At 69.8% G+C, this 17,735-nt stretch carries 19 protein-coding genes; 2 read left to right on the top strand and 17 right to left on the bottom strand.

All coding sequences use genetic code 11. The features are described from left to right. Positions 1–4 precede the first annotated feature (4 nt). From rpsC to PS467_RS23995, 10 genes are all read right to left on the bottom strand, one after another. Positions 5–829: a 30S ribosomal protein S3 gene (rpsC, locus tag PS467_RS24040; protein WP_268973741.1), complete on the bottom strand. Its 825-nt coding sequence runs from the start codon at positions 827–829 to the stop codon at positions 5–7. Beyond that, complete coding sequence (rplV, locus tag PS467_RS24035) at positions 829–1,176, bottom strand: 50S ribosomal protein L22 (RefSeq protein WP_030835105.1); 348 nt, start codon at positions 1,174–1,176, stop codon at positions 829–831. Before rplV ends, rpsC begins: the two co-directional genes overlap by 1 nt. Positions 1,177–1,216: 40 nt before the next feature. Next, the gene (gene rpsS / locus PS467_RS24030; protein WP_020869258.1) at positions 1,217–1,498 is read right to left on the bottom strand and encodes a 30S ribosomal protein S19; all 282 of its coding nucleotides are present in this window, start codon (positions 1,496–1,498) and stop codon (positions 1,217–1,219) included. 12 nt (positions 1,499–1,510) lie between these two features. Continuing rightward, positions 1,511–2,347, bottom strand: a complete 837-nt coding sequence (gene rplB, locus PS467_RS24025) for a 50S ribosomal protein L2 (RefSeq protein WP_268973740.1) — start codon at positions 2,345–2,347, stop codon at positions 1,511–1,513. A 47-nt stretch (positions 2,348–2,394) separates the two neighbouring features. Continuing rightward, on the bottom strand, positions 2,395–2,721 hold the full coding sequence (rplW, locus tag PS467_RS24020) for a 50S ribosomal protein L23 (RefSeq protein ID WP_030835099.1): 327 nt from the start codon (positions 2,719–2,721) through the stop codon (positions 2,395–2,397). Next, positions 2,721–3,374 (bottom strand): 50S ribosomal protein L4, encoded by a 654-nt coding sequence (gene rplD / locus PS467_RS24015; RefSeq protein ID WP_311036979.1) that lies wholly within the window; start codon positions 3,372–3,374, stop codon positions 2,721–2,723. The genes rplW and rplD overlap by 1 nt, the downstream gene beginning before the upstream one ends. Positions 3,375–3,382: 8 nt before the next feature. Next, positions 3,383–4,027 carry a 50S ribosomal protein L3 gene (gene rplC / locus PS467_RS24010; RefSeq protein ID WP_020869262.1) on the bottom strand — a complete coding sequence of 215 codons (645 nt, stop codon included), beginning with the start codon at positions 4,025–4,027 and terminating at the stop codon, positions 3,383–3,385. A gap of 13 nt (positions 4,028–4,040) precedes the next feature. Further along, positions 4,041–4,349 carry a 30S ribosomal protein S10 gene (rpsJ, locus tag PS467_RS24005; RefSeq protein ID WP_003948644.1) on the bottom strand — a complete coding sequence of 103 codons (309 nt, stop codon included), beginning with the start codon at positions 4,347–4,349 and terminating at the stop codon, positions 4,041–4,043. Between the two features lie 405 nt (positions 4,350–4,754). Then, on the bottom strand, positions 4,755–5,312 hold the full coding sequence (locus tag PS467_RS24000) for a Uma2 family endonuclease (RefSeq protein WP_311036978.1): 558 nt from the start codon (positions 5,310–5,312) through the stop codon (positions 4,755–4,757). Positions 5,313–5,436: 124 nt separating this feature from the next. Then, entirely contained in the window at positions 5,437–5,712 is a 276-nt protein-coding gene (locus PS467_RS23995; RefSeq protein ID WP_311036977.1) for a hypothetical protein, read from the bottom strand. A 766-nt stretch (positions 5,713–6,478) separates the two neighbouring features. Here PS467_RS23995 and PS467_RS23990 point away from each other — a divergent pair. Beyond that, positions 6,479–7,327: a helix-turn-helix domain-containing protein gene (locus tag PS467_RS23990; protein ID WP_432280622.1), complete on the top strand. Its 849-nt coding sequence runs from the start codon at positions 6,479–6,481 to the stop codon at positions 7,325–7,327. 623 nt (positions 7,328–7,950) lie between these two features. On the opposite strand, the gene PS467_RS23985 is transcribed toward PS467_RS23990, so the two are convergent. Together PS467_RS23985 and PS467_RS23980 are read right to left on the bottom strand one after the other, a co-directional pair. Continuing rightward, entirely contained in the window at positions 7,951–8,754 is an 804-nt protein-coding gene (locus tag PS467_RS23985) for an SDR family NAD(P)-dependent oxidoreductase (protein WP_311036975.1), read from the bottom strand. Between the two features lie 42 nt (positions 8,755–8,796). Continuing rightward, complete coding sequence (locus PS467_RS23980; RefSeq protein WP_311036974.1) at positions 8,797–9,471, bottom strand: TetR/AcrR family transcriptional regulator; 675 nt, start codon at positions 9,469–9,471, stop codon at positions 8,797–8,799. Positions 9,472–9,706: 235 nt separating this feature from the next. Between PS467_RS23980 and PS467_RS23975 the strand changes: the two genes are divergently transcribed. After that, on the top strand, positions 9,707–11,860 hold the full coding sequence (locus PS467_RS23975) for a PIG-L family deacetylase (protein WP_311036973.1): 2,154 nt from the start codon (positions 9,707–9,709) through the stop codon (positions 11,858–11,860). A gap of 271 nt (positions 11,861–12,131) precedes the next feature. Here the strand turns inward: PS467_RS23975 and PS467_RS23970 are convergent, their stop codons facing one another. The 5 genes from PS467_RS23970 to rpsG all read right to left on the bottom strand — a co-directional run bounded on the left by PS467_RS23970 (position 12,132) and on the right by rpsG (position 17,735). Next, positions 12,132–13,091, bottom strand: coding sequence for an SRPBCC family protein (locus PS467_RS23970; RefSeq protein WP_311036972.1), 960 nt, complete (start codon positions 13,089–13,091; stop codon positions 12,132–12,134). Continuing rightward, positions 13,084–13,569: a hypothetical protein gene (locus tag PS467_RS23965; RefSeq protein ID WP_311036971.1), complete on the bottom strand. Its 486-nt coding sequence runs from the start codon at positions 13,567–13,569 to the stop codon at positions 13,084–13,086. Before PS467_RS23965 ends, PS467_RS23970 begins: the two co-directional genes overlap by 8 nt. A 116-nt stretch (positions 13,570–13,685) precedes the next feature. Continuing rightward, positions 13,686–14,879 (bottom strand): elongation factor Tu, encoded by a 1,194-nt coding sequence (gene tuf / locus PS467_RS23960; RefSeq protein WP_030835078.1) that lies wholly within the window; start codon positions 14,877–14,879, stop codon positions 13,686–13,688. Between the two features lie 226 nt (positions 14,880–15,105). Further along, complete coding sequence (fusA, locus tag PS467_RS23955; protein ID WP_311036970.1) at positions 15,106–17,226, bottom strand: elongation factor G; 2,121 nt, start codon at positions 17,224–17,226, stop codon at positions 15,106–15,108. A gap of 38 nt (positions 17,227–17,264) precedes the next feature. Next, on the bottom strand, positions 17,265–17,735 hold the full coding sequence (rpsG, locus tag PS467_RS23950; RefSeq protein WP_030835073.1) for a 30S ribosomal protein S7: 471 nt from the start codon (positions 17,733–17,735) through the stop codon (positions 17,265–17,267).

The following is a 17,735-nucleotide window of genomic DNA, read 5'->3' as shown; positions in this document are numbered from 1 at the left end:
GGGGTCAGCTCTCCTTTCCGGCGGCGCTGGGCTCAGCGGCCGCGGCGGCGGGCGCCTCGGCCTTGGCCTCGGTGGCGGCGGCCGACTGCTGCGGCTTACGGCCGCGGCCACCGCGCTCGCCACCACGGCGCTGCGGGCGGTCGCTGCCACGCGACGGACGGTTGCCGGCGCGGGCGGCGGCGTTCTCGGCGCGGACCTCGGCGATGTTCTTGACGTCGCCCTTGTAGATCCACACCTTGACGCCGATGCGGCCGAAGGTGGTCCTGGCCTCGAAGAAGCCGTAGTCGACGTTGGCCCGGAGGGTGTGCAGGGGCACCCGGCCCTCGCGGTAGAACTCCGAGCGGGACATCTCGGCGCCGCCGAGACGGCCACCGCACTGGATCTTGATGCCGCGGGCGCCGGCCTTCATCGAGCTCTGCATCGACTTGCGCATCGCACGACGGAAGGAGACGCGGGAGGAGAGCTGCTCGGCGACGGCCTGGGCGACCAGCTGAGCGTCGGTCTCGGGGTTCTTCACCTCGAGGATGTTCAGCTGCACCTGCTTGCCGGTGAGCTTCTCCAGCTCGCCGCGGATACGGTCGGCCTCCGCGCCGCGACGGCCGATGACGATGCCCGGCCGGGCGGTGTGGATGTCGACGCGGACGCGGTCACGGGTGCGCTCGATCTCCACCTTGGAGATACCGGCGCGCTCCATGCCCTTCGTCATCATCCGGCGGATGGCGACGTCTTCCTTGACGTAGTCCTTGTACAGCTTGTCGGCGTACCACCGGGACTTGAAGTCGGTGGTGATGCCGAGCCGGAACCCGTGCGGGTTTACCTTCTGGCCCATTACCGGGTTCCTTCCTTGCTGCTGACGACCACGGTGATGTGGCTGGTCCGCTTGCGGATCCGGTAGGCGCGGCCCTGGGCGCGCGGACGGAACCGCTTCAGGGTCGGGCCCTCGTCGACGTACGCCTCGGAGATGTAGAGGCTGTCGGCGTCGGTGTGGTCGTAGTTGTGCGCGGCGTTGGCGATGGCGCTGTCCAGCACCTTGCCGACCGGCACGCTCGCGGCCTGCGGGGCGAAACGCAGGACCGCCTGAGCCTCCGTGGCGCTCATGCCACGGATGAGGTCCACCACGCGGCGGGCCTTCATGGGCGTGACGCGGATGTACCGCGCCTGGGCCCTGGCTTCCATGGTTGTCCCTTCGGTGTCTGTCATGAGTCTTTTCCGCTGATCAGCGACGACGCGACTTGCGGTCGTCCTTCTCATGGCCGCGGAAGGTGCGGGTCGGCGCGAACTCGCCGAGCTTGTGGCCGACCATCGACTCGGTGACGAACACCGGGACGTGCTTGCGGCCGTCGTGCACCGCGATCGTGTGGCCGAGCATGGCCGGGACGATCATCGAGCGGCGGGACCAGGTCTTGATGACGTTCTTGGTGCCGGCTTCGTTCTGCGTGTCCACCTTCTTGATCAGGTGGTCGTCGACGAAGGGCCCCTTCTTGAGACTGCGCGGCATCTAAACCCGCTCCTAGCGCTTCTTGTTCGTCTTGCGGCGGCGGACGATGTACTTGTTGCTGGCCTTCTTCGGCGAGCGCGTACGGCCCTCCTTCTGACCCCACGGCGAGACCGGGTGGCGACCACCGGAGGTCTTGCCCTCACCACCACCGTGCGGGTGGTCGACGGGGTTCATGACCACACCACGAACGGTCGGGCGGACGCCCTTCCAGCGCATGCGGCCGGCCTTGCCCCAGTTGATGTTCGACTGCTCGGCGTTGCCGACCTCGCCGACGGTGGCGCGGCAGCGGACGTCGACCAGGCGGATCTCACCGGACGGCATGCGCAGGTGGGCCATGGAGCCCTCCTTCGCCAGCAGCTGCACGGAGGCACCCGCGGAGCGGGCGAACTTCGCGCCGCCGCCGGGCCGCAGCTCGATGGCGTGGAGAGTGGTACCAACCGGGATGTTGCGCAGCGACAGGTTGTTACCGGGCTTGATGTCGGCGCCGGGGCCGTTCTCGATCCGGTCGCCCTGCGACAGGCCGCGCGGCGCGAGGATGTAGCGCTTCTCGCCGTCGGCGTAGTGCAGCAGCGCGATGCGCGCGGTGCGGTTGGGGTCGTACTCGATGTGTGCGACCTTCGCCGGGACGCCGTCCTTGTCGTGACGGCGGAAGTCGATCACGCGGTACGCACGCTTGTGACCGCCACCCTGGTGGCGGACCGTGATGCGGCCGGCGTTGTTACGACCACCCTTGCTGTGCAGCGGGCGGACCAGCGACTTCTCCGGCGTGGACCGCGTGATCTCGACGAAGTCGGCGACGCTGGAGCCACGACGGCCCGGGGTCGTCGGCTTGTACTTGCGGATACCCATTTCTCAGTCCTCGGAAGATTCCGGACTTCTGGACGTTCCGATCTCCGTTAGGAGACCGGGCCGCCGAAGATGTCGATACGGTCGCCCTCGGCGAGGGTCACGATGGCGCGCTTGGTGTCCTTGCGCTTGCCGAAACCGGTGCGGGTGCGCTTGCGCTTGCCCTGCCGGTTGATCGTGTTGACCCCGGTGACCTTGACCGAGAAGACCGCCTCGACGGCCTGCTTGATCTGGGTCTTGTTGGCGCGCGGGTCGACGATGAACGTGTACTTGTTCTCGTCCAGCAGCGCGTAGCTCTTCTCCGAGACCACCGGCTTGACGAGAACGTCGCGGGGGTCGGTGAAGGTCTTGCTGGTGACAGCGGTCGCCTCACTCATCAGGCGGCGCTCCCTTCGGTCTTCTCAGCGGCCTTGGGACCAGCCACGAAGGACTCGAAGGCGGCCTTGGTGAAGACCACGTCGTCGGAGACGAGCACGTCGTACGTGTTCAGCTGGCCCGGCTCCAGGATGTGCACCTGGGGCAGGTTGCGGGCGGACAGCCACGCGGCCTCGTCGCTCCGCTCGGCGACCAGCAGCACGTTCTTGCGCTCGCTGATCTTGCCCAGCAGGGCCTTCGCGGCCTTGGTGGAGATGTCGCCGTCGACCACGCCGGTCACGACGTGAATCCGGTCGTGGCGCGCCCGGTCGGAGAGGGCGCCACGCAGCGCGGCGGCCTTCATCTTCTTCGGGGTGCGCTGGCTGTAGTCGCGCGGCACGGGGCCGTGCACGGTGCCACCGCCGGCGAACTGCGGCGCGCGGGTCGAACCCTGGCGCGCGCGGCCGGTGCCCTTCTGGCGGTACGGCTTCTTGCCACCGCCACGGACCTCGCCGCGGGTCTTCGTCTTGTGCGTGCCCTGGCGGGCAGCGGCCAGCTGGGCGACGACGACCTGGTGGATCAGCGGAACGCTGACCTGCGCGTCGAAGATCTCCGCGGGGAGCTCGACGGTCCCGGCCTTGTCGCCTGCCGGCGAAAGGATGTCAATGGTGCTCATCGGTTACCTCAGGCCCCCTTGGCCGCGGTACGGACCAGGACGAGGCCGCCGTTCGGACCAGGAACCGCTCCCTTGATCAGGAGCAGACCCTTCTCCGCGTCAACGGCGTGGACGGTCAGGTTCTGGGTGGTGACCCGCTCATTGCCCATGCGGCCGGCCATGCGCAGGCCCTTGAACACGCGGCCCGGGGTGGCGCAGCCACCGATGGAGCCCGGCGAGCGGTGCTTGCGCTGGGTGCCGTGGCCGGCGCCGAGGCCGCCGAAGCCGTGGCGCTTCATGACACCGGCGGTGCCCTTGCCCTTGCTGGTGCCGGTCACGTCGACCTTGACACCGGACTCGAACACCTCGGCGGTGACCTCCTGGCCGAGCGTGTACTCACCGGCGTCGGCGGTACGGAGCTCCACCAGGTGGCGGCGCGGGGTCACATCGGCCTTGGCGAAGTGGCCCTTGAGGGGCTTGTTCACCTTGCGCGGGTCGATCTCGCCGAAGGCGATCTGGACGGCGCTGTAGCCGTCCGCGTCATCGGTACGGACCTGGGTCACGACGCAGGGACCGGCCTTGACGACGGTGACCGGGACGACACGGTTGTTCTCGTCCCAGACCTGCGTCATGCCGAGCTTCTCGCCCAGGACGCCCTTGATCTGCTTAGCCATCTCGCGCGTCACCTCAGAGCTTGATCTCGATGTCGACGCCCGCCGGCAGGTCGAGCCGCATGAGCGAGTCGACGGTCTTCGGCGTGGGGTCGAGGATGTCGATGAGGCGCTTGTGCGTACGCATCTCGAAGTGCTCGCGCGAGTCCTTGTACTTGTGCGGCGACTTGATGACGCAGTACACGTTCTTCTCTGTGGGCAGCGGCACCGGGCCCGCGACCGACGCACCAGTGCGGGTCACCGTCTCGACGATCTTCTTCGCCGAGGAGTCGATGACCTCGTGGTCGTAGGCCTTGAGCCGGATGCGGATCTTCTGTCCCGCCATGGCTACTTCGTAGTCCTGTCTCTCGTAACGCTCTGGGACCCGGTGGCGTACGCGGCCCTCTCCACCTCACTTCCGACCCACGCGGTCGGGCGTGTCGCAGTCCTTCTTACAGATCTCCGCGAGGGAGTTCCCTGCCGAAGGGGTTGCTGGGGGAGAAAGTCACCCACCGGGCGCCTGGCTGGGGCCCCGCTGACACTTCCCGGAAGATTCCCGTACTTCCGCCCCTGATCAGGGACGACGAGTACTGTGGGACTCGCTTCCGGTCCTCCCGGCGGGAGGCGCGCAGCATCGGCACTCAACCGAGCAACCTGGCTAGTGTGCCATACGGGACTTGCCGGATGCCAATCAGGGGGCCCGGAAGCGTACCCCCTGCGGGGGGCGGTTCAAACTCGGCCGATGCCCGTTCTACCTGCGAGCGATCGCGGTGAGGTCGATGTCGATCGTGAAGGGGACGGTCAGCTTCAGCCGCTCGTGGTAGATGCCGGTGTTCGTGTAGGACTTGGTGACCGGGTCCAGCTCATAGGTGTGGACCGCCGGCGGTCGCCCCTCGCCCGTCTTCTCGACCAGCCAGAAGTGCGGAATACCCGCGGCGGCGTACTTGAGGGGCTTGGTCTCGCGGTCCCGGTCCTCGGAGTCCGGCGAGACGATCTCCACGGCGAGCACCACGTCGGCGGCGTGGTACCGGGACTGATCATCGCTCCGTTCCGCTTCCGCGCGCACCACGATGACGTCTGGCTCCGGGGCGTTGAAAGGTCCCAGTACAACTGTCATCCGCGAACGCACCCGGACCTCGTCGGACACAGTTCGGAGCAGTCCGTCTGTCAACTGAAACAGCGCCACCGAGTGGAAGACGTTCTGCGGTTTCGGGAAGACGAGGCTCCCGTCGATCAACTCGGTGTGCGGCGGGAGGTCGGGCAGATCGAAGAGATCGTCCACGGTGTAACCGTGCCATGGTCCTTCCATGAACGAGATCTTCGACCGTGCATCCACGGTAGCGTCCCTATGTGCGGCAATGCCGCACATAGGGAGGAACCGAACGGCGCGAGGTTGACGGCCGACCGGCCCACTGGCCGCCGCGCAGGCAGGCTCAGTGAAAGCCCAGCATGCCGGGCGAGTCGATATCGACGGTGAGAACCCCGGGCGGATATGCGTCCTCGTTGTCCGTCAACAGAATCGACATACCCGTGCACTCGGCGCGAGGAAGCGCACAGTAGAGAGCGTGGCAGGTGTCAGCACCGCCACAGCCATCGCGGATCATCGCGCCGACGCTTACTGCCGCGATCGTGTCGAGGTCATCCACGACCACCCCGGAGAGGGCGAGGACGATGCGGGACACCTGCTCATCCCGTCCCTCGGCCTGCATGAGGCACAGAGCGGGAACACGCAGACGGTGACCCCTTTGTGTCCACCGGAAAAGGCGGATACCGCGCCGGTGTCGAGAATGATCACACAGCGCCCCCTCGCGCAGCGCGAACCTTCTCAGCGGCGATGCGATAGATGTTGCCCAGCACATCCACCGGACGGGCACCTTGCGACCCGTCGCCCGCAGGGGTTCCTCGCTCCGGGGGCTCCGCGCCGTGGCTGCCGCGCGGCAGGCACGCGAGAGCTCCCGGGCCCGAACGGCACCGGGCGCGCCGCATCAGCGGATCAGCGCGCGGACGCGTACGTCACGAAGCGGGGTTGCGACCCGTCGCCCGCAAGTTGGCGGACCGCTGGGGCGTCGTACGCGAGCTGATCCGCAAGACGGTCTGGGCCGAACTCGCCCTCCGCCGCTGACCTCCTCCGCCCGCACCGGCGTCCGGCATCCCTGGCTCCGGTAGCCGAAATCCCGGGGCTGCGGGAGATCAAAGACCAAGAACCGCCGGAAAGAACCCACCCAACCCATCCAAACCTCACCCTGGTCACCCGCACGGGTGATCCCGTCCGCTCCGGCTGGCGCACAGGCCATGCGGCAGGGCAGGCTCGGGCTCGACAACCCCAGACATGCGACGGCCCCCGGCCGGGACTGGCATCCCGTTCGAGGGCCTGACCAACGAGGAAGTAGGCGCTTCCCGATGGCTGAGCAGCAGCCTAGCGCGCCCCCGCGCGCGCTTTCCCTGGTTCGCCGATCCGCCGGCGGACTCACTCATGTGAGTGAGCACCAACCCTCCCGGTACACGATCATCGGCAACCACCTCACCCAGCACCGCGAGCTCTCCCTGACCGCGATCGGGCTCAGCGCGCACATCCAGTCGCTGCCCGACGGCGCCCAGGTGGACATCAGGACGCTGGCCGGAAGGTTCCCGGAGGGGCGGGACCGGATCGCCGCCGCGCTGCGGGAGCTGGAGCGGTACGGATACCTCGAGCGGGTGCGGGAGCGTACGCCCGAGGGGCGGATCGTCACCCGGACGTTCTCGTACAACGACCCCGGGGCCACCCGCGCCCGCCGCCGCGCCGGGGAGACACAGTTGCGCGAGGCGGTCAGGCCGCCCGCGCCGCCGCCCCGGACCGATCCCGGCCCGGCACCACTGCCCCGGGTCGACCCCGTCCAGCCCCCGCCGCCTCCGACTTCCGCGCCGCCGCGCCCGCGCACCCCGCAGGCCGACCCCGCGCCCCACGGGACCCCCGCCCGCGCCGCGGCATCGCTCCTCGCGGAGCTGCGCCGCGACGACGACCGCTTACTCCTGCCCGAGCGGGATGTGCGCCGCCTCGCCCCCGCCGTCACCACCTGGCTGGAGCGCGGCGCCGCCCCCGAGGCCGTACGCCGCACCCTGAGCGCGAACCTCCCGCCCGATCTGCGCCACCCGGCCGCCCTGCTCGCCCACCGCCTCACGGCACTGCTGCCGCCGCCTCTCCCAACCGCCCAGCCCACCTCGCGCCCAGCGGTCGTCCCCCTCCAGAACTGTGACGGCTGCGACCGCGCCTTCCGCGCCCCGCAGCCCGGCCGCTGCCGGGACTGCCGAGAGTCCGAGCAGGCCGTCCCGCCGACCGCCGCCTGACGGAAGGTCAGGCCGACGCGGCGTTACGGCTCCGCGGGACTGCTCGGCCCGGTCGAGTGCGGCGCCGTCTCGCGCCTTCGGCGCAATTGAGCAGCGGAGCAGGGAGGTGGAGGCGAGGCGCCGCCGCCGGGCGCCGGACCGGTGGGGTGTTACGGCCGTGGCGGCTCGGCGACGCGAGGGTCGCGGTCCGGTCCGGAGTACGGGCCGGTGGGTCCCGGGCGGCCCCTCCGGGTACCCCTCGCCAGAACGCTTGATCTGACGCAACTAATTTGTCAAGCAGTTTCCGGGGGGGTACCCCCACCCCCTGGAACGGGTCCGGCAGTCCGGCGACAGTCCCGGACCCCGAGCACGGCTGCCGCCACCGGCGCCCGCTCCCCCCGGCCCGGCGGCCGGCGACGCGGCCCGCGCCCCCACCCCCAGCTCGGCCCGGTCGGGTGCGGCGCCTCTCGCGCCTTCGGCGTAGGTGAGCATGGGTCCGGGGGATGGGGGCGAGGCGCCGCCGCCGGCTGTCGGGCCGAGGGCATCACGATCGGCGAGTGGACCATCTCGACGGAGAACCTGCCGCGCTACCGGTAGGTCCGGCGGTCGCGTGACGGCCGCCGGACGGGGGTCAGCGGGTGGGGTCAGCGAGCGGTGTAGGCGCCGTCGACCAGGTGGTAGCTGCCGTGGATGAAGGATGCGCGGTCGGAGAGGAGGAAGGCGACCAGTTCGGCGACCTCCTCGGGCAGACCGAGGCGGCCGGTGGCGTGCAGGGCGGCCAGGCCGCGGTAGGCGTCCTGGTCCATGCCCTTCAGCGCCGGGGTCTCGATGAAGCCGGGGCCGACCGCGTTGATGCGGATGCCCTGGTCCGCGTACTCCAGGGCGGCGGTCTTGGTCAGGCCGATGACGCCGTGCTTGGCGGCGACGTAGGCGGAGGAGCCCGCCCAGCCGACGGTGCCGAGGATGGAGCCGACGTTGACGATGGCCCCCGAGCCCGCGGCCTGCATGGCGGGGATCTCGTAGCGCATCGAGTGGAAGACGCCGTCCAGGTCGGTGCGGACGACGCGGTTCCAGACGTCGATGTCGTACTCGCCGACCGGCGTGCCGTCGGCGCCCACGCCCGCGTTGTTCACCGCCAGGTGCAGGGCGCCGAAGGTGTCGACGGCGAAGTTCACGGCGGCCTCGACCGAGGCGGCGTCGGTGACGTCGACCCGCACGGCGGCCGCCGTGAGCTTCTCCGACCTCAGCTGCTCGGCGGCGGCTTCCGCGCCTTCCAGGTTGTAGTCGGCCACGACGACGGCGGCGCCGCCCTGGCCCAGGCGGCGGGCCACGGCCAGACCGATCCCCGAGGCGGAGCCGGTGACGAGGGCGGTCTTCCCGGCGAATTCGGCGGGGTTCTCGGAAGCGCTCTCAGAAGTGTTCTCGGGGGCCTTCTCTGTGGTGCTCATGGTTCTGCTCGCTCTCGGGTGGTGCGGGGGCGGGGCCGGCCGTCAGCCGGTCCGCCGTTGATCTGTTCGGCGTGCCTCCTCGATGAGCACGTCGTAGGCCCGGTTCACATGGCCCGGAAGGGCTTCGGCGTCGTCGCGCTCCTCGCGCGCCCAGGTGCGCAGGGCCGCGGTGAGTACGCCGGCGGCGGCGCCGATGACGACGGCCGGGCGCGGGTCCCGGGCGGGGTCGGTGCCGAGCCGGTCGGCGATGATCGCCACGGACTCGTCCTGGGCGTCGACCCGGATCCGCTCGTACGCGGCGAACAGCGTCGGTTCGGTGTCCACGAGCCGCAGCAGGCTCCGCCACCGCGCGTAGGCGGCCTCGCCCAGCGCCTGCCGGGCGGCGAGCCACTCCCCGACGGCCTCGCGGTAGGCGAGAAGCGGCGGCTCGTCGATCGGGCGGGCCCGCAGCGCGGCGTTGATGCGCGCCCCGTCGGCCCGGGTGAAGTCCAGCGCCGCGTCTTCCTTTCCGCTGAAGTGGCGGCTGAAGGTGCGGCGCGTGACATCGGCGCGGTCGGCGATCTCCTCGACGGTCACGGCGGCCAGACCGCGCTCGAGGATCAGGGTGACGGCCGCGGCGGCCATCGCCTCCCGGGTCTGCCGGGCCTTGCGCTGCCTGCGGTCCTCGGGCGGGGCCACGCCGTCCGCGGTGCCGGGGTGGGGCTTCATCGCCGTCATGTTCTTCATCCTATCGCAGTTGTGTCCCGATGGGACATGTGACCCGTCGGGACTTGTGTCCTGGTGAGACGCCGGGCGGAATGTGACGTTCGGAATCCGCTCCCCCGCTGTGTCCGGCCTGTGAGGTCTGTGACCGATACCTCCCTGCCATCGGACAACCCGCCATGATCGCCAACCGTCCTCTCACTCGGAGCAGCCGGAAACTACGCGCTGCCGAAGTGACAGGGTCACCGAATTGAACAGTCGATGGACGCTGCCGGGCACCACCCGCAGGCAGACACTGGCCGCGCTGGCGGCACTCACCGCCGCCGGCGCCGCCGGGGCCGCCGGATGCAGCGCCGGCCGCTCCCGCGCCACGGCATCCGCGCCCGCCGGGCCCGCGCGGGCCACCGCGCCCGGGGCGGCGGCTCCCTTCACCTCACCGGTGGGCAACAAGCAGGCACTGCTGCTCCAGGTCATGGCGCACCCCGACGACGATCTGTACTTCATGAACCCGGACGCCGAGCACGTACTGCGCGCCGGCGTCCCGGTGGTGTGCGTATACGTCACGGCGGGCGAGGCGCTGGGCATCAACCGCGCACCGGGGACGCCGGTCCCGCGCGCCGACAAGGCCGCGTACTCCGCCTCCCGCCATCAGGGGCTGCGCCAGGCGTACGCGCGGATGATGGGGCTGGACCAGTTCGCGTCCTGGCAGCGGTCGGTGCTGCGGCTGCCCGGCGGGGTCACCGCGGAGACCAACACCCTGACGAACGGCGCCCGCAGCGCCCAGCTGATCTTCCTCAACATCGCGATGCTGTCGGAGGGCGGCGTACGCATCCCCGCGCTGTGGAACACCCCGGGCACCGTGATGCGCACCCTTCCGGCCACCGGCTCCCCCGTGACCCACCCGAGTACGTACGGCCACCAGACGCTGGTCGACGTGCTCGCCGAGATCATGGACCGCTGCCGGCCCACGCTGATCCACACCCTGGACCCGGACCCCGACTTCCAGGTGCACGACGCCCAGCACCCCCAGGACAACGATCAGCCGGGCTGCTCGGACCACCGCGACCACACCCCGGTCGCGCTGTTCACCTGGAAGGCGATCGCGCGGTGGGTGGCCGTGTCCACCCGGCGGGACAAGCACGCCCCGCGCTTCACCACCACCGCGTTCCGCGGCTACTACAACCAGCGCTGGCCGCACAATCTGCCGCCCGCGGTACTCGCCCGGAAGGCACAGGCGGTCGAGTCCTACGGCGGTGCGCCGGACTGGGACTGCGGCGACCCGGCCGGCTGCGGCGACTACAGCCAGGGCGGATCGCACGCGCTGAAGAACCGCAAGGGCTGGATCCGCTCCACCTACTACCGCTACCCCACCGCCCTGCCCGCCCCCACCACCGACGCCCAGGGCCGGCTCGTGGCATACGGCGTGCTCGGCACCCAGGCCGTGCGGTGGCGCGAGACGGCGCCCGGCAGCGGACGGTTCGGGACGCCGCTGGGGCTCGGCGGCGGACCGCTCGCCCCGGCACTCACCGCGGTACGGGACAGTGCGGGGCGGCAGGTACTGATCGCCCTGCGGTTCGCGGCGCTGGCCGGGCAGGGGGCGGCCGACCTCCGCGAGATCGTGGCGCTGGAACAGCGCAGCCCGGACGGCCCGTTCCGCGCCTGGACCGGACTCGGCACCCCCGAGACCAGCACCGAGCACGGCCGCCGGGTCGGCTGCCCGGCGGCCGTGGCCACCCCCGACGGCCGGGTCCATCTGTTCGTACGGACCGCGGACAAGGGACTCGCCACCCGGATACGGGACGCCGACGGCCACTGGGGCCCCTGGCAGCGGCTCGGCGGCGCCGAGATCCAGGACGGGCTGACCACGCTGCTCGACGCCGAGGGGCGGGTCCATGTCCTCGCCCCCGGCCGCGACACCGTCCACCACTGGGCCCAGGAACGGACCGGCGGCCCGGTCGCCCTGCGCCCGCCGACCGGTCTGCCGCGCCCCGGCGGCGACCCACTCGGCGCCGCGGTGGCCCCCGACGGCACCCTCGCACTGGTCTACCGCGCCCCGGCCGCCACGGTGCCCGCCGTCCACGGCGACACCACCCGCACCGCCCGCACCGCCCGCACGGTGCGGCACTTCGAGGGTTACGGAGCGATCGCCGCGCACACCGTGGCCCAGCCGACCGGCCGCCGCGAGGCGCGGACACTGCTGCTGCTCGGCCGGGACCTGGGCGGGGAGGTCCAGGTCCAGTACGGCACCGGCCCGGACGCCAGACCGCTGCGCTCCCCCGGCCACCTGATCCCGGTCGGCGCCCCGGCGCTGCTGGCGGAGGACCGCCAGGGCGTTCACGTGGTCGGCGTCGCCCCGGACGCCACCCCCTGGATCTGGCGACCGCGCCCCACGTCACGCGCCTGACCCCCGCCCCTGGGGCCAGTGGCGGCGCCGCGTCCCCGATACACATCCGGCCCGGGGCCGCCGCGGCCCCAGGGGGCGCCGTCCCCGGCAGGGTCCGGCGCGCCCCTCGGCGCCGCATCGCCAATAGGCACCGGGCCAGCGGTTCCCATGGGTGCCGTCCCGGTACGGGTCCGGCCCGCTGCCCGGCGCCGCGTCACCGGCGCGCGCCAACGCGCTCGTCCAGGGCGCATCTGCGTCGGCCGGGGGAACCGGGGGGCGGTCCGGGGTGCGATCAGCGCTGGGCCGTGGCGGCGCGCCGCCGGGGGCGGGCTCCGCCGGCCTCGTCGGACTCCTCGAGCTCCTCGTCCTCGTACGGCTCCGGCTCCTCAGCCTCGTCCGGCTCCCGGTCGGCCTCCGGCTCCTCCTCGAAGTCGGGCTCCTCCTCGAACTCGTCCTCCGGCGCACCGTCACCCTCGGCGTCTCCCCCGGCCCCCTCGCGCTCTTCCTCCTCCACGGCCGTCTCGTGGTCCACCACGACCTCGCCGTCCCTGATCTCGCCGCGCCAGCCGTCCGTGGCCTCGCCGCGCATCATGAGGAACTTCCGGTAGAGCTTCAGATCGAGCCGGGCGCGGCGGCCCTGGGCGCGCCAGATGTTGCCGGTCTTCTCGAAGAGGCCCTTGGGGAGGTACTCCAGGACCAGCAGCACCCGGGTGAGGTTGTCACCGAGCGGATGGAAGGTGACGACGCCCTTGACGGTGCCCTTCGCGCCTTCCGTGGTCCAGCTGATCCGCTCGTCGGGCACCTGCTCGGTGACGTTCGCCCGCCAACTGCGGGTGGACTTGGCGACCTTCACCTTCCAGTTGCTGCTGGTGTCGTCGGCCTTCTCGACGCTGACGACACCCTTCGCGAAGGTGCTGAACTCCTGGAACTGCGTCCACTGGTCGTACGCCTCGCGGACCGGCACCCCGACGTCAATGTCCTCGACGACCGTCACACTCTTCGACTTGCCGCCTCCGCTCTTGTTCCGGCCCTTGCCGAACGCCCCTTTGACCTTCTCCTTCAGCGAATCCTTCACGGACTCCTTCAGGGACTCCTTCAGGTGCGACGAACCGGCCTTGGCGAGGCCGGTGCCGAGACCGGAGATCGCCTGCGTCGCCCGCGCCTGGGCGTACGCGCGCAGCTCGTCCTTGAGACGGTCGGTGGCCGGGTTCTTGACGAGGTCGTCCTTGAGCTTGCCCAGGGTGTCAGCCATTGCGGCCCCCGGCGGTCTTGGCGGTCTTCGCGGTCTTCTTCGCCTTGCCGGCCCCGGACGCGGCCGTCTTCTTCGCCGGGCGGGCCGGGGCCTTGGCCGCCGCCTTGCGGGGAGGCTTCGGCGGCTTCGGTTTCGGCTCGGGTTCGGATTCCGCGTCGGCCTCCGCCCCCTCCTCCTCGCCTCCGCCGCGCAGCGCCGCCGTGCGCTCGTGCAACGAGTCGGCCAGGCCGTTCACCCGCTCGGACACGGCCGTGGTCGCGGCCTTCCGCGTCGCGTCGAGGAGTTCCTGGCGCACCTGTCCGTTGAGCCCGCTCAGCAGCGGGGTCTCGGCGAGGGACTTCTTCAGCTGCTGCGGATCCAGCGTGATCTTCTTCCCGGCCAGCAACATGCCCAGCCCGAGGGCGAGTTTCGCCTTCTTCGTGCGCCCAAGGAGATAGCCTCCCGTGATCGCGACCGCGATCTTGCCGTTTGTCATCATCAATTCGCTCCCGAAGTCGAACGCGGCTTCGATGTGGACGGCCGGGTACCCACATACGGAAAAGCCCCACTCGCCAAAAAGATGAGTGGGGCTTTTGTGCTCCGGGGAGCGTCAGGTCACTTGACGATCTTGGTGACCTGGCCGGCGCCGACGGTCCGGCCACCCTCACGGATGGCGAACTTCAGGCCCTCCTCCATGGCGACCGGCTGGATCAGCTGGACGGACATCTCGGTGTTGTCGCCCGGCATGACCATCTCGGTGCCCTCGGGGAGGGTCACAACGCCCGTCACGTCCGTGGTACGGAAGTAGAACTGCGGACGGTAGTTGTTGAAGAACGGCGTGTGGCGGCCACCCTCGTCCTTGGACAGGATGTACGCCTGGGCCTCGAACTCGGTGTGCGGGGTGACCGAGCCCGGCTTGATGATGACCTGGCCGCGCTCGACGTCCTCACGCTTGATGCCGCGGAGCAGCAGACCGACGTTCTCACCAGCCTGGCCCTCGTCGAGCAGCTTGCGGAACATCTCGATACCGGTGACGGTGGTCGAGGTCTTCTCCTGCTTGATGCCGATGATGTCGACGTTCTCGTTGACCTTCAGCACACCGCGCTCGATACGGCCGGTGACGACCGTACCGCGACCGGTGATGGTGAAGACGTCCTCGATCGGCATCAGGAACGGCTTGTCGACGTCGCGCTCCGGCTGCGGGATCGACTCGTCGACGGCCTTCATCAGGTCGAGGACGGACTTGCCCCACTCGGCGTCGCCCTCGAGCGCCTTGAGCGCCGAGACCTTGACGACCGGAACCTCGTCGCCCGGGAACTCGTACTCGGAGAGCAGCTCACGGACCTCGAGCTCGACGAGCTCCAGGATCTCCTCGTCGTCCACCATGTCGGCCTTGTTCAGGGCGACAACGATGTACGGCACGCCGACCTGGCGAGCGAGAAGCACGTGCTCCTTGGTCTGCGGCATCGGGCCGTCGGTGGCGGCGACCACCAGGATGGCGCCGTCCATCTGCGCCGCACCGGTGATCATGTTCTTGATGTAGTCCGCGTGACCGGGGCAGTCGACGTGCGCGTAGTGACGCGACTCGGTCTGGTACTCGACGTGCGCGATGGAGATGGTGATACCGCGCTGGCGCTCCTCAGGAGCCTTGTCGATCTGGTCGAAGGCCGAGGCCTCGTTCAGGTCCGGGTACGCGTCGTGCAGCACCTTGGTGATCGCAGCGGTAAGCGTGGTCTTACCGTGGTCGATGTGACCGATGGTGCCGATGTTGACGTGCGGCTTAGTCCGCTCGAACTTCGCCTTCGCCACTGGGGTCCTCCTGTGGAGTGGTTCTGTACGCATCCACGCTTTGCGGATGGGTTCAGGTGGTCTTACCGAACCGGCCAGGACCCCGAGGGGGATGCCCTTCGCCGTATTCGTATGGGGGGCCGGCGCCCGGGGCCCGTCATGGAACGCGCTGACCGCGCTCCACGACGGAAGGCCCCGATGCCTTGTGCTTCCAGCCTAAAGGGTGAGGAATGCGGATGAACCCGCCCTACTCGCCCTTGGCCTTCGCGATGATCTCCTCGGCGACGTTCCGCGGAACCTCGGCGTAGGAGTCGAACTGCATGGAGTAGCTGGCGCGGCCGGACGTCTTGCTGCGCAGGTCGCCCACGTAGCCGAACATCTCCGACAGCGGAACCAGGCCGGTGACCAGCTTGGCGCCGCTCCGGTCCTCCATGGACTGGATCTGCCCGCGACGGGAGTTGATGTCGCCGATCACATCGCCCATGTAGTCCTCGGGCGTGGTGACCTCGACCTTCATCATCGGCTCGAGCAGGGCCGGGCTGGCCTTGCGGGCGGCCTCCTTGAAGGCCATCGAACCGGCGATCTTGAACGCCATCTCGGACGAGTCGACCTCGTGGTAGCCACCGTCGATCAGGGTGACCTTCACACCGGTCAGCGGGTAGCCCGCGAGCACGCCGAACTCCATGGCCTCCTGGCAGCCCGCGTCCACGGACGGGATGTACTCCCGCGGGATGCGGCCACCGGTGACCTTGTTCTCGAACTCGTAGCCATCGCCCTCGAGCGGCTCCAGCGCGATCTGCACCTTGGCGAACTGGCCGGAACCACCAGTCTGCTTCTTGTGCGTGTAGTCGTACCGCTCGACCGGCTTGCGCAGCGTCTCGCGGTAGGCCACCTGCGGCTTACCGACGTTGGCCTCGACCTTGAACTCGCGCTTCATGCGGTCGACCAGCACGTCGAGGTGGAGCTCACCCATGCCGGAGATGATGGTCTGGCCGGTCTCCTCGTCGGTCTTGACGCGGAAGGACGGGTCCTCCTCGGCAAGCCGCTGGATCGCGACGGCCAGCTTCTCCTGGTCGCCCTTGGACTTGGGCTCGATGGCCACCTCGATGACCGGGGCCGGGAAGTCCATCGACTCCAGGATCACCGGGTTCGACGCGTCGCAGAGGGTCTCACCGGTGGTGGTCTGCTTCAGACCCATGACGGCGACGATGTCGCCGGCACCCACCGAGTCGATCTCCTCACGCTTGTTCGCGTGCATCCGGTAGATCTTGCCGATGCGCTCCTTCTTGCCCTTCACCGAGTTCAGCACCTGGGCGCCGGACTCCAGGCGGCCGGAGTACACCCGGATGAAGGTGAGCTTGCCGAGGTGCGGGTCGCTCGCGATCTTGAACGCCAGGACGGACAGCGGCTCGTCCTCGGACGGCTTGCGCTTGACGACCTCGTCGGGGTCGCTGACCGCGTGGCCCTCGATCGCCTCGATGTCGATCGGCGAGGGGAGGTACCGGACGACCGCGTCGAGCAGGGGCTGGACGCCCTTGTTCTTGAACGCGGTACCGCAGAACACGGGGGTGACGGTGGTGCCGCCGCCCTTGCCGGAGGCGATGGTGATACGGCGGATCGCCGCGTACAGCTGCTCCTCGCTGGGCTCCTCGCCCTCGAGGTACAGCTCCATCATCTCTTCGTCGTTCTCGGCGACGGCCTCGAGCAGCTTGCCGCGCCACTCGTCGGCCGCTTCCTTGTGGGTGTCCGGGATGTCGACGGTGTCGTACATCTCGCCCTTGGTCGCCTCGGCGGACCAGACCAGCGCCTTCATCCGGACGAGGTCGACCACGCCCTTGAAGTCGGCCTCGGTGCCGATCGGCAGCTGCATGACCAGCGGAGTCGCGCCCAGGCGGTCCACGATCATGTCGACGCAGCGGTGGAACTCCGCACCGGTGCGGTCCAGCTTGTTGACGAAGCAGATACGCGGAACGCCGTAGCGGTCCGCCTGACGCCACACCGTCTCGGACTGCGGCTCCACACCGGCGACGCCATCGAACACCGTCACGGCACCGTCGAGGACGCGCAGCGAACGCTCCACCTCGACCGTGAAGTCGACGTGGCCCGGGGTGTCGATGATGTTGATGGTGTGATCGACGTTCTCAAGCGGCCAGTGACAGGTCGTCGCGGCCGACGTGATCGTGATGCCGCGCTCCTGCTCCTGCTCCATCCAGTCCATGGTGGCAGCGCCGTCGTGGACTTCACCGATCTTGTAGCTCACACCGGTGTAGAACAGGATCCGCTCGGTGGTGGTCGTCTTGCCCGCGTCGATGTGGGCCATGATCCCAATGTTGCGGACCTTGGCCAGGTCAAGTGAAGTGGTGGCCATATGGCTCAGTCTTCTCTCGGTTCTCGATGGGGTAGCGACTACCAGCGGTAGTGCGCGAAGGCCTTGTTGGACTCGGCCATCTTGTGGGTGTCCTCACGCCGCTTGACGGAGGCACCCAGACCGTTGCTGGCGTCCAGCAGCTCGTTCATGAGCCGCTCGGTCATGGTCTTCTCACGACGGGCGCGCGAGTAGCCCACGAGCCAGCGCAGGGCGAGGGTGGAGGAGCGGCCGGGACGGACCTCGACCGGCACCTGGTAGGTGGCGCCACCGACACGGCGGGAGCGGACCTCGAGGGTCGGCTTCACATTCTCCAGCGCGCGCTTGAGGGTGATGACCGGGTCGTTGCCGGTCTTCTCCCGCAGGCCCTCCATGGCGCCGTAGACGATGCGCTCGGCGGTGGAGCGCTTGCCGTTCAGCAGCACCTTGTTGATGAGGGAGGTCACCAGAGGAGAGTTGTAGACCGGGTCGATGATGACCGGGCGCTTCGGGGCAGGGCCCTTACGAGGCAT

Source organism: Streptomyces luomodiensis (assembly GCF_031679605.1).
In the GTDB taxonomy this organism is placed as follows: Bacteria; Actinomycetota; Actinomycetes; order Streptomycetales; family Streptomycetaceae; genus Streptomyces; species Streptomyces luomodiensis.
Note: the sequence above shows the minus strand (reverse complement) of the source record. Positions and strands in the feature narration are given on the sequence as shown.

Coding starts and splice junctions, on each gene's coding strand:
- PS467_RS23995 (WP_311036977.1), bottom strand. CDS start 5,712: ATGCAGGCCGAGGGACGGGATGAGCAGGTGTCCCGCATCGTCCTCGCC.
- fusA (WP_311036970.1), bottom strand. CDS start 17,226: ATGGCCACCACTTCACTTGACCTGGCCAAGGTCCGCAACATTGGGATC.
- PS467_RS23965 (WP_311036971.1), bottom strand. CDS start 13,569: ATGATGACAAACGGCAAGATCGCGGTCGCGATCACGGGAGGCTATCTC.
- rpsG (WP_030835073.1), bottom strand. CDS start 17,735: ATGCCTCGTAAGGGCCCTGCCCCGAAGCGCCCGGTCATCATCGACCCG.
- PS467_RS23980 (WP_311036974.1), bottom strand. CDS start 9,471: ATGACGGCGATGAAGCCCCACCCCGGCACCGCGGACGGCGTGGCCCCG.
- PS467_RS23970 (WP_311036972.1), bottom strand. CDS start 13,091: ATGGCTGACACCCTGGGCAAGCTCAAGGACGACCTCGTCAAGAACCCG.
- rplB (WP_268973740.1), bottom strand. CDS start 2,347: ATGGGTATCCGCAAGTACAAGCCGACGACCCCGGGCCGTCGTGGCTCC.
- rpsJ (WP_003948644.1), bottom strand. CDS start 4,349: ATGGCGGGACAGAAGATCCGCATCCGGCTCAAGGCCTACGACCACGAG.
- rplV (WP_030835105.1), bottom strand. CDS start 1,176: ATGGAAGCCAGGGCCCAGGCGCGGTACATCCGCGTCACGCCCATGAAG.
- rpsC (WP_268973741.1), bottom strand. CDS start 829: ATGGGCCAGAAGGTAAACCCGCACGGGTTCCGGCTCGGCATCACCACC.
- rplC (WP_020869262.1), bottom strand. CDS start 4,027: ATGGCTAAGCAGATCAAGGGCGTCCTGGGCGAGAAGCTCGGCATGACG.
- PS467_RS23985 (WP_311036975.1), bottom strand. CDS start 8,754: ATGAGCACCACAGAGAAGGCCCCCGAGAACACTTCTGAGAGCGCTTCC.
- rplD (WP_311036979.1), bottom strand. CDS start 3,374: ATGAGCACCATTGACATCCTTTCGCCGGCAGGCGACAAGGCCGGGACC.
- PS467_RS24000 (WP_311036978.1), bottom strand. CDS start 5,312: ATGGAAGGACCATGGCACGGTTACACCGTGGACGATCTCTTCGATCTG.
- rpsS (WP_020869258.1), bottom strand. CDS start 1,498: ATGCCGCGCAGTCTCAAGAAGGGGCCCTTCGTCGACGACCACCTGATC.
- rplW (WP_030835099.1), bottom strand. CDS start 2,721: ATGAGTGAGGCGACCGCTGTCACCAGCAAGACCTTCACCGACCCCCGC.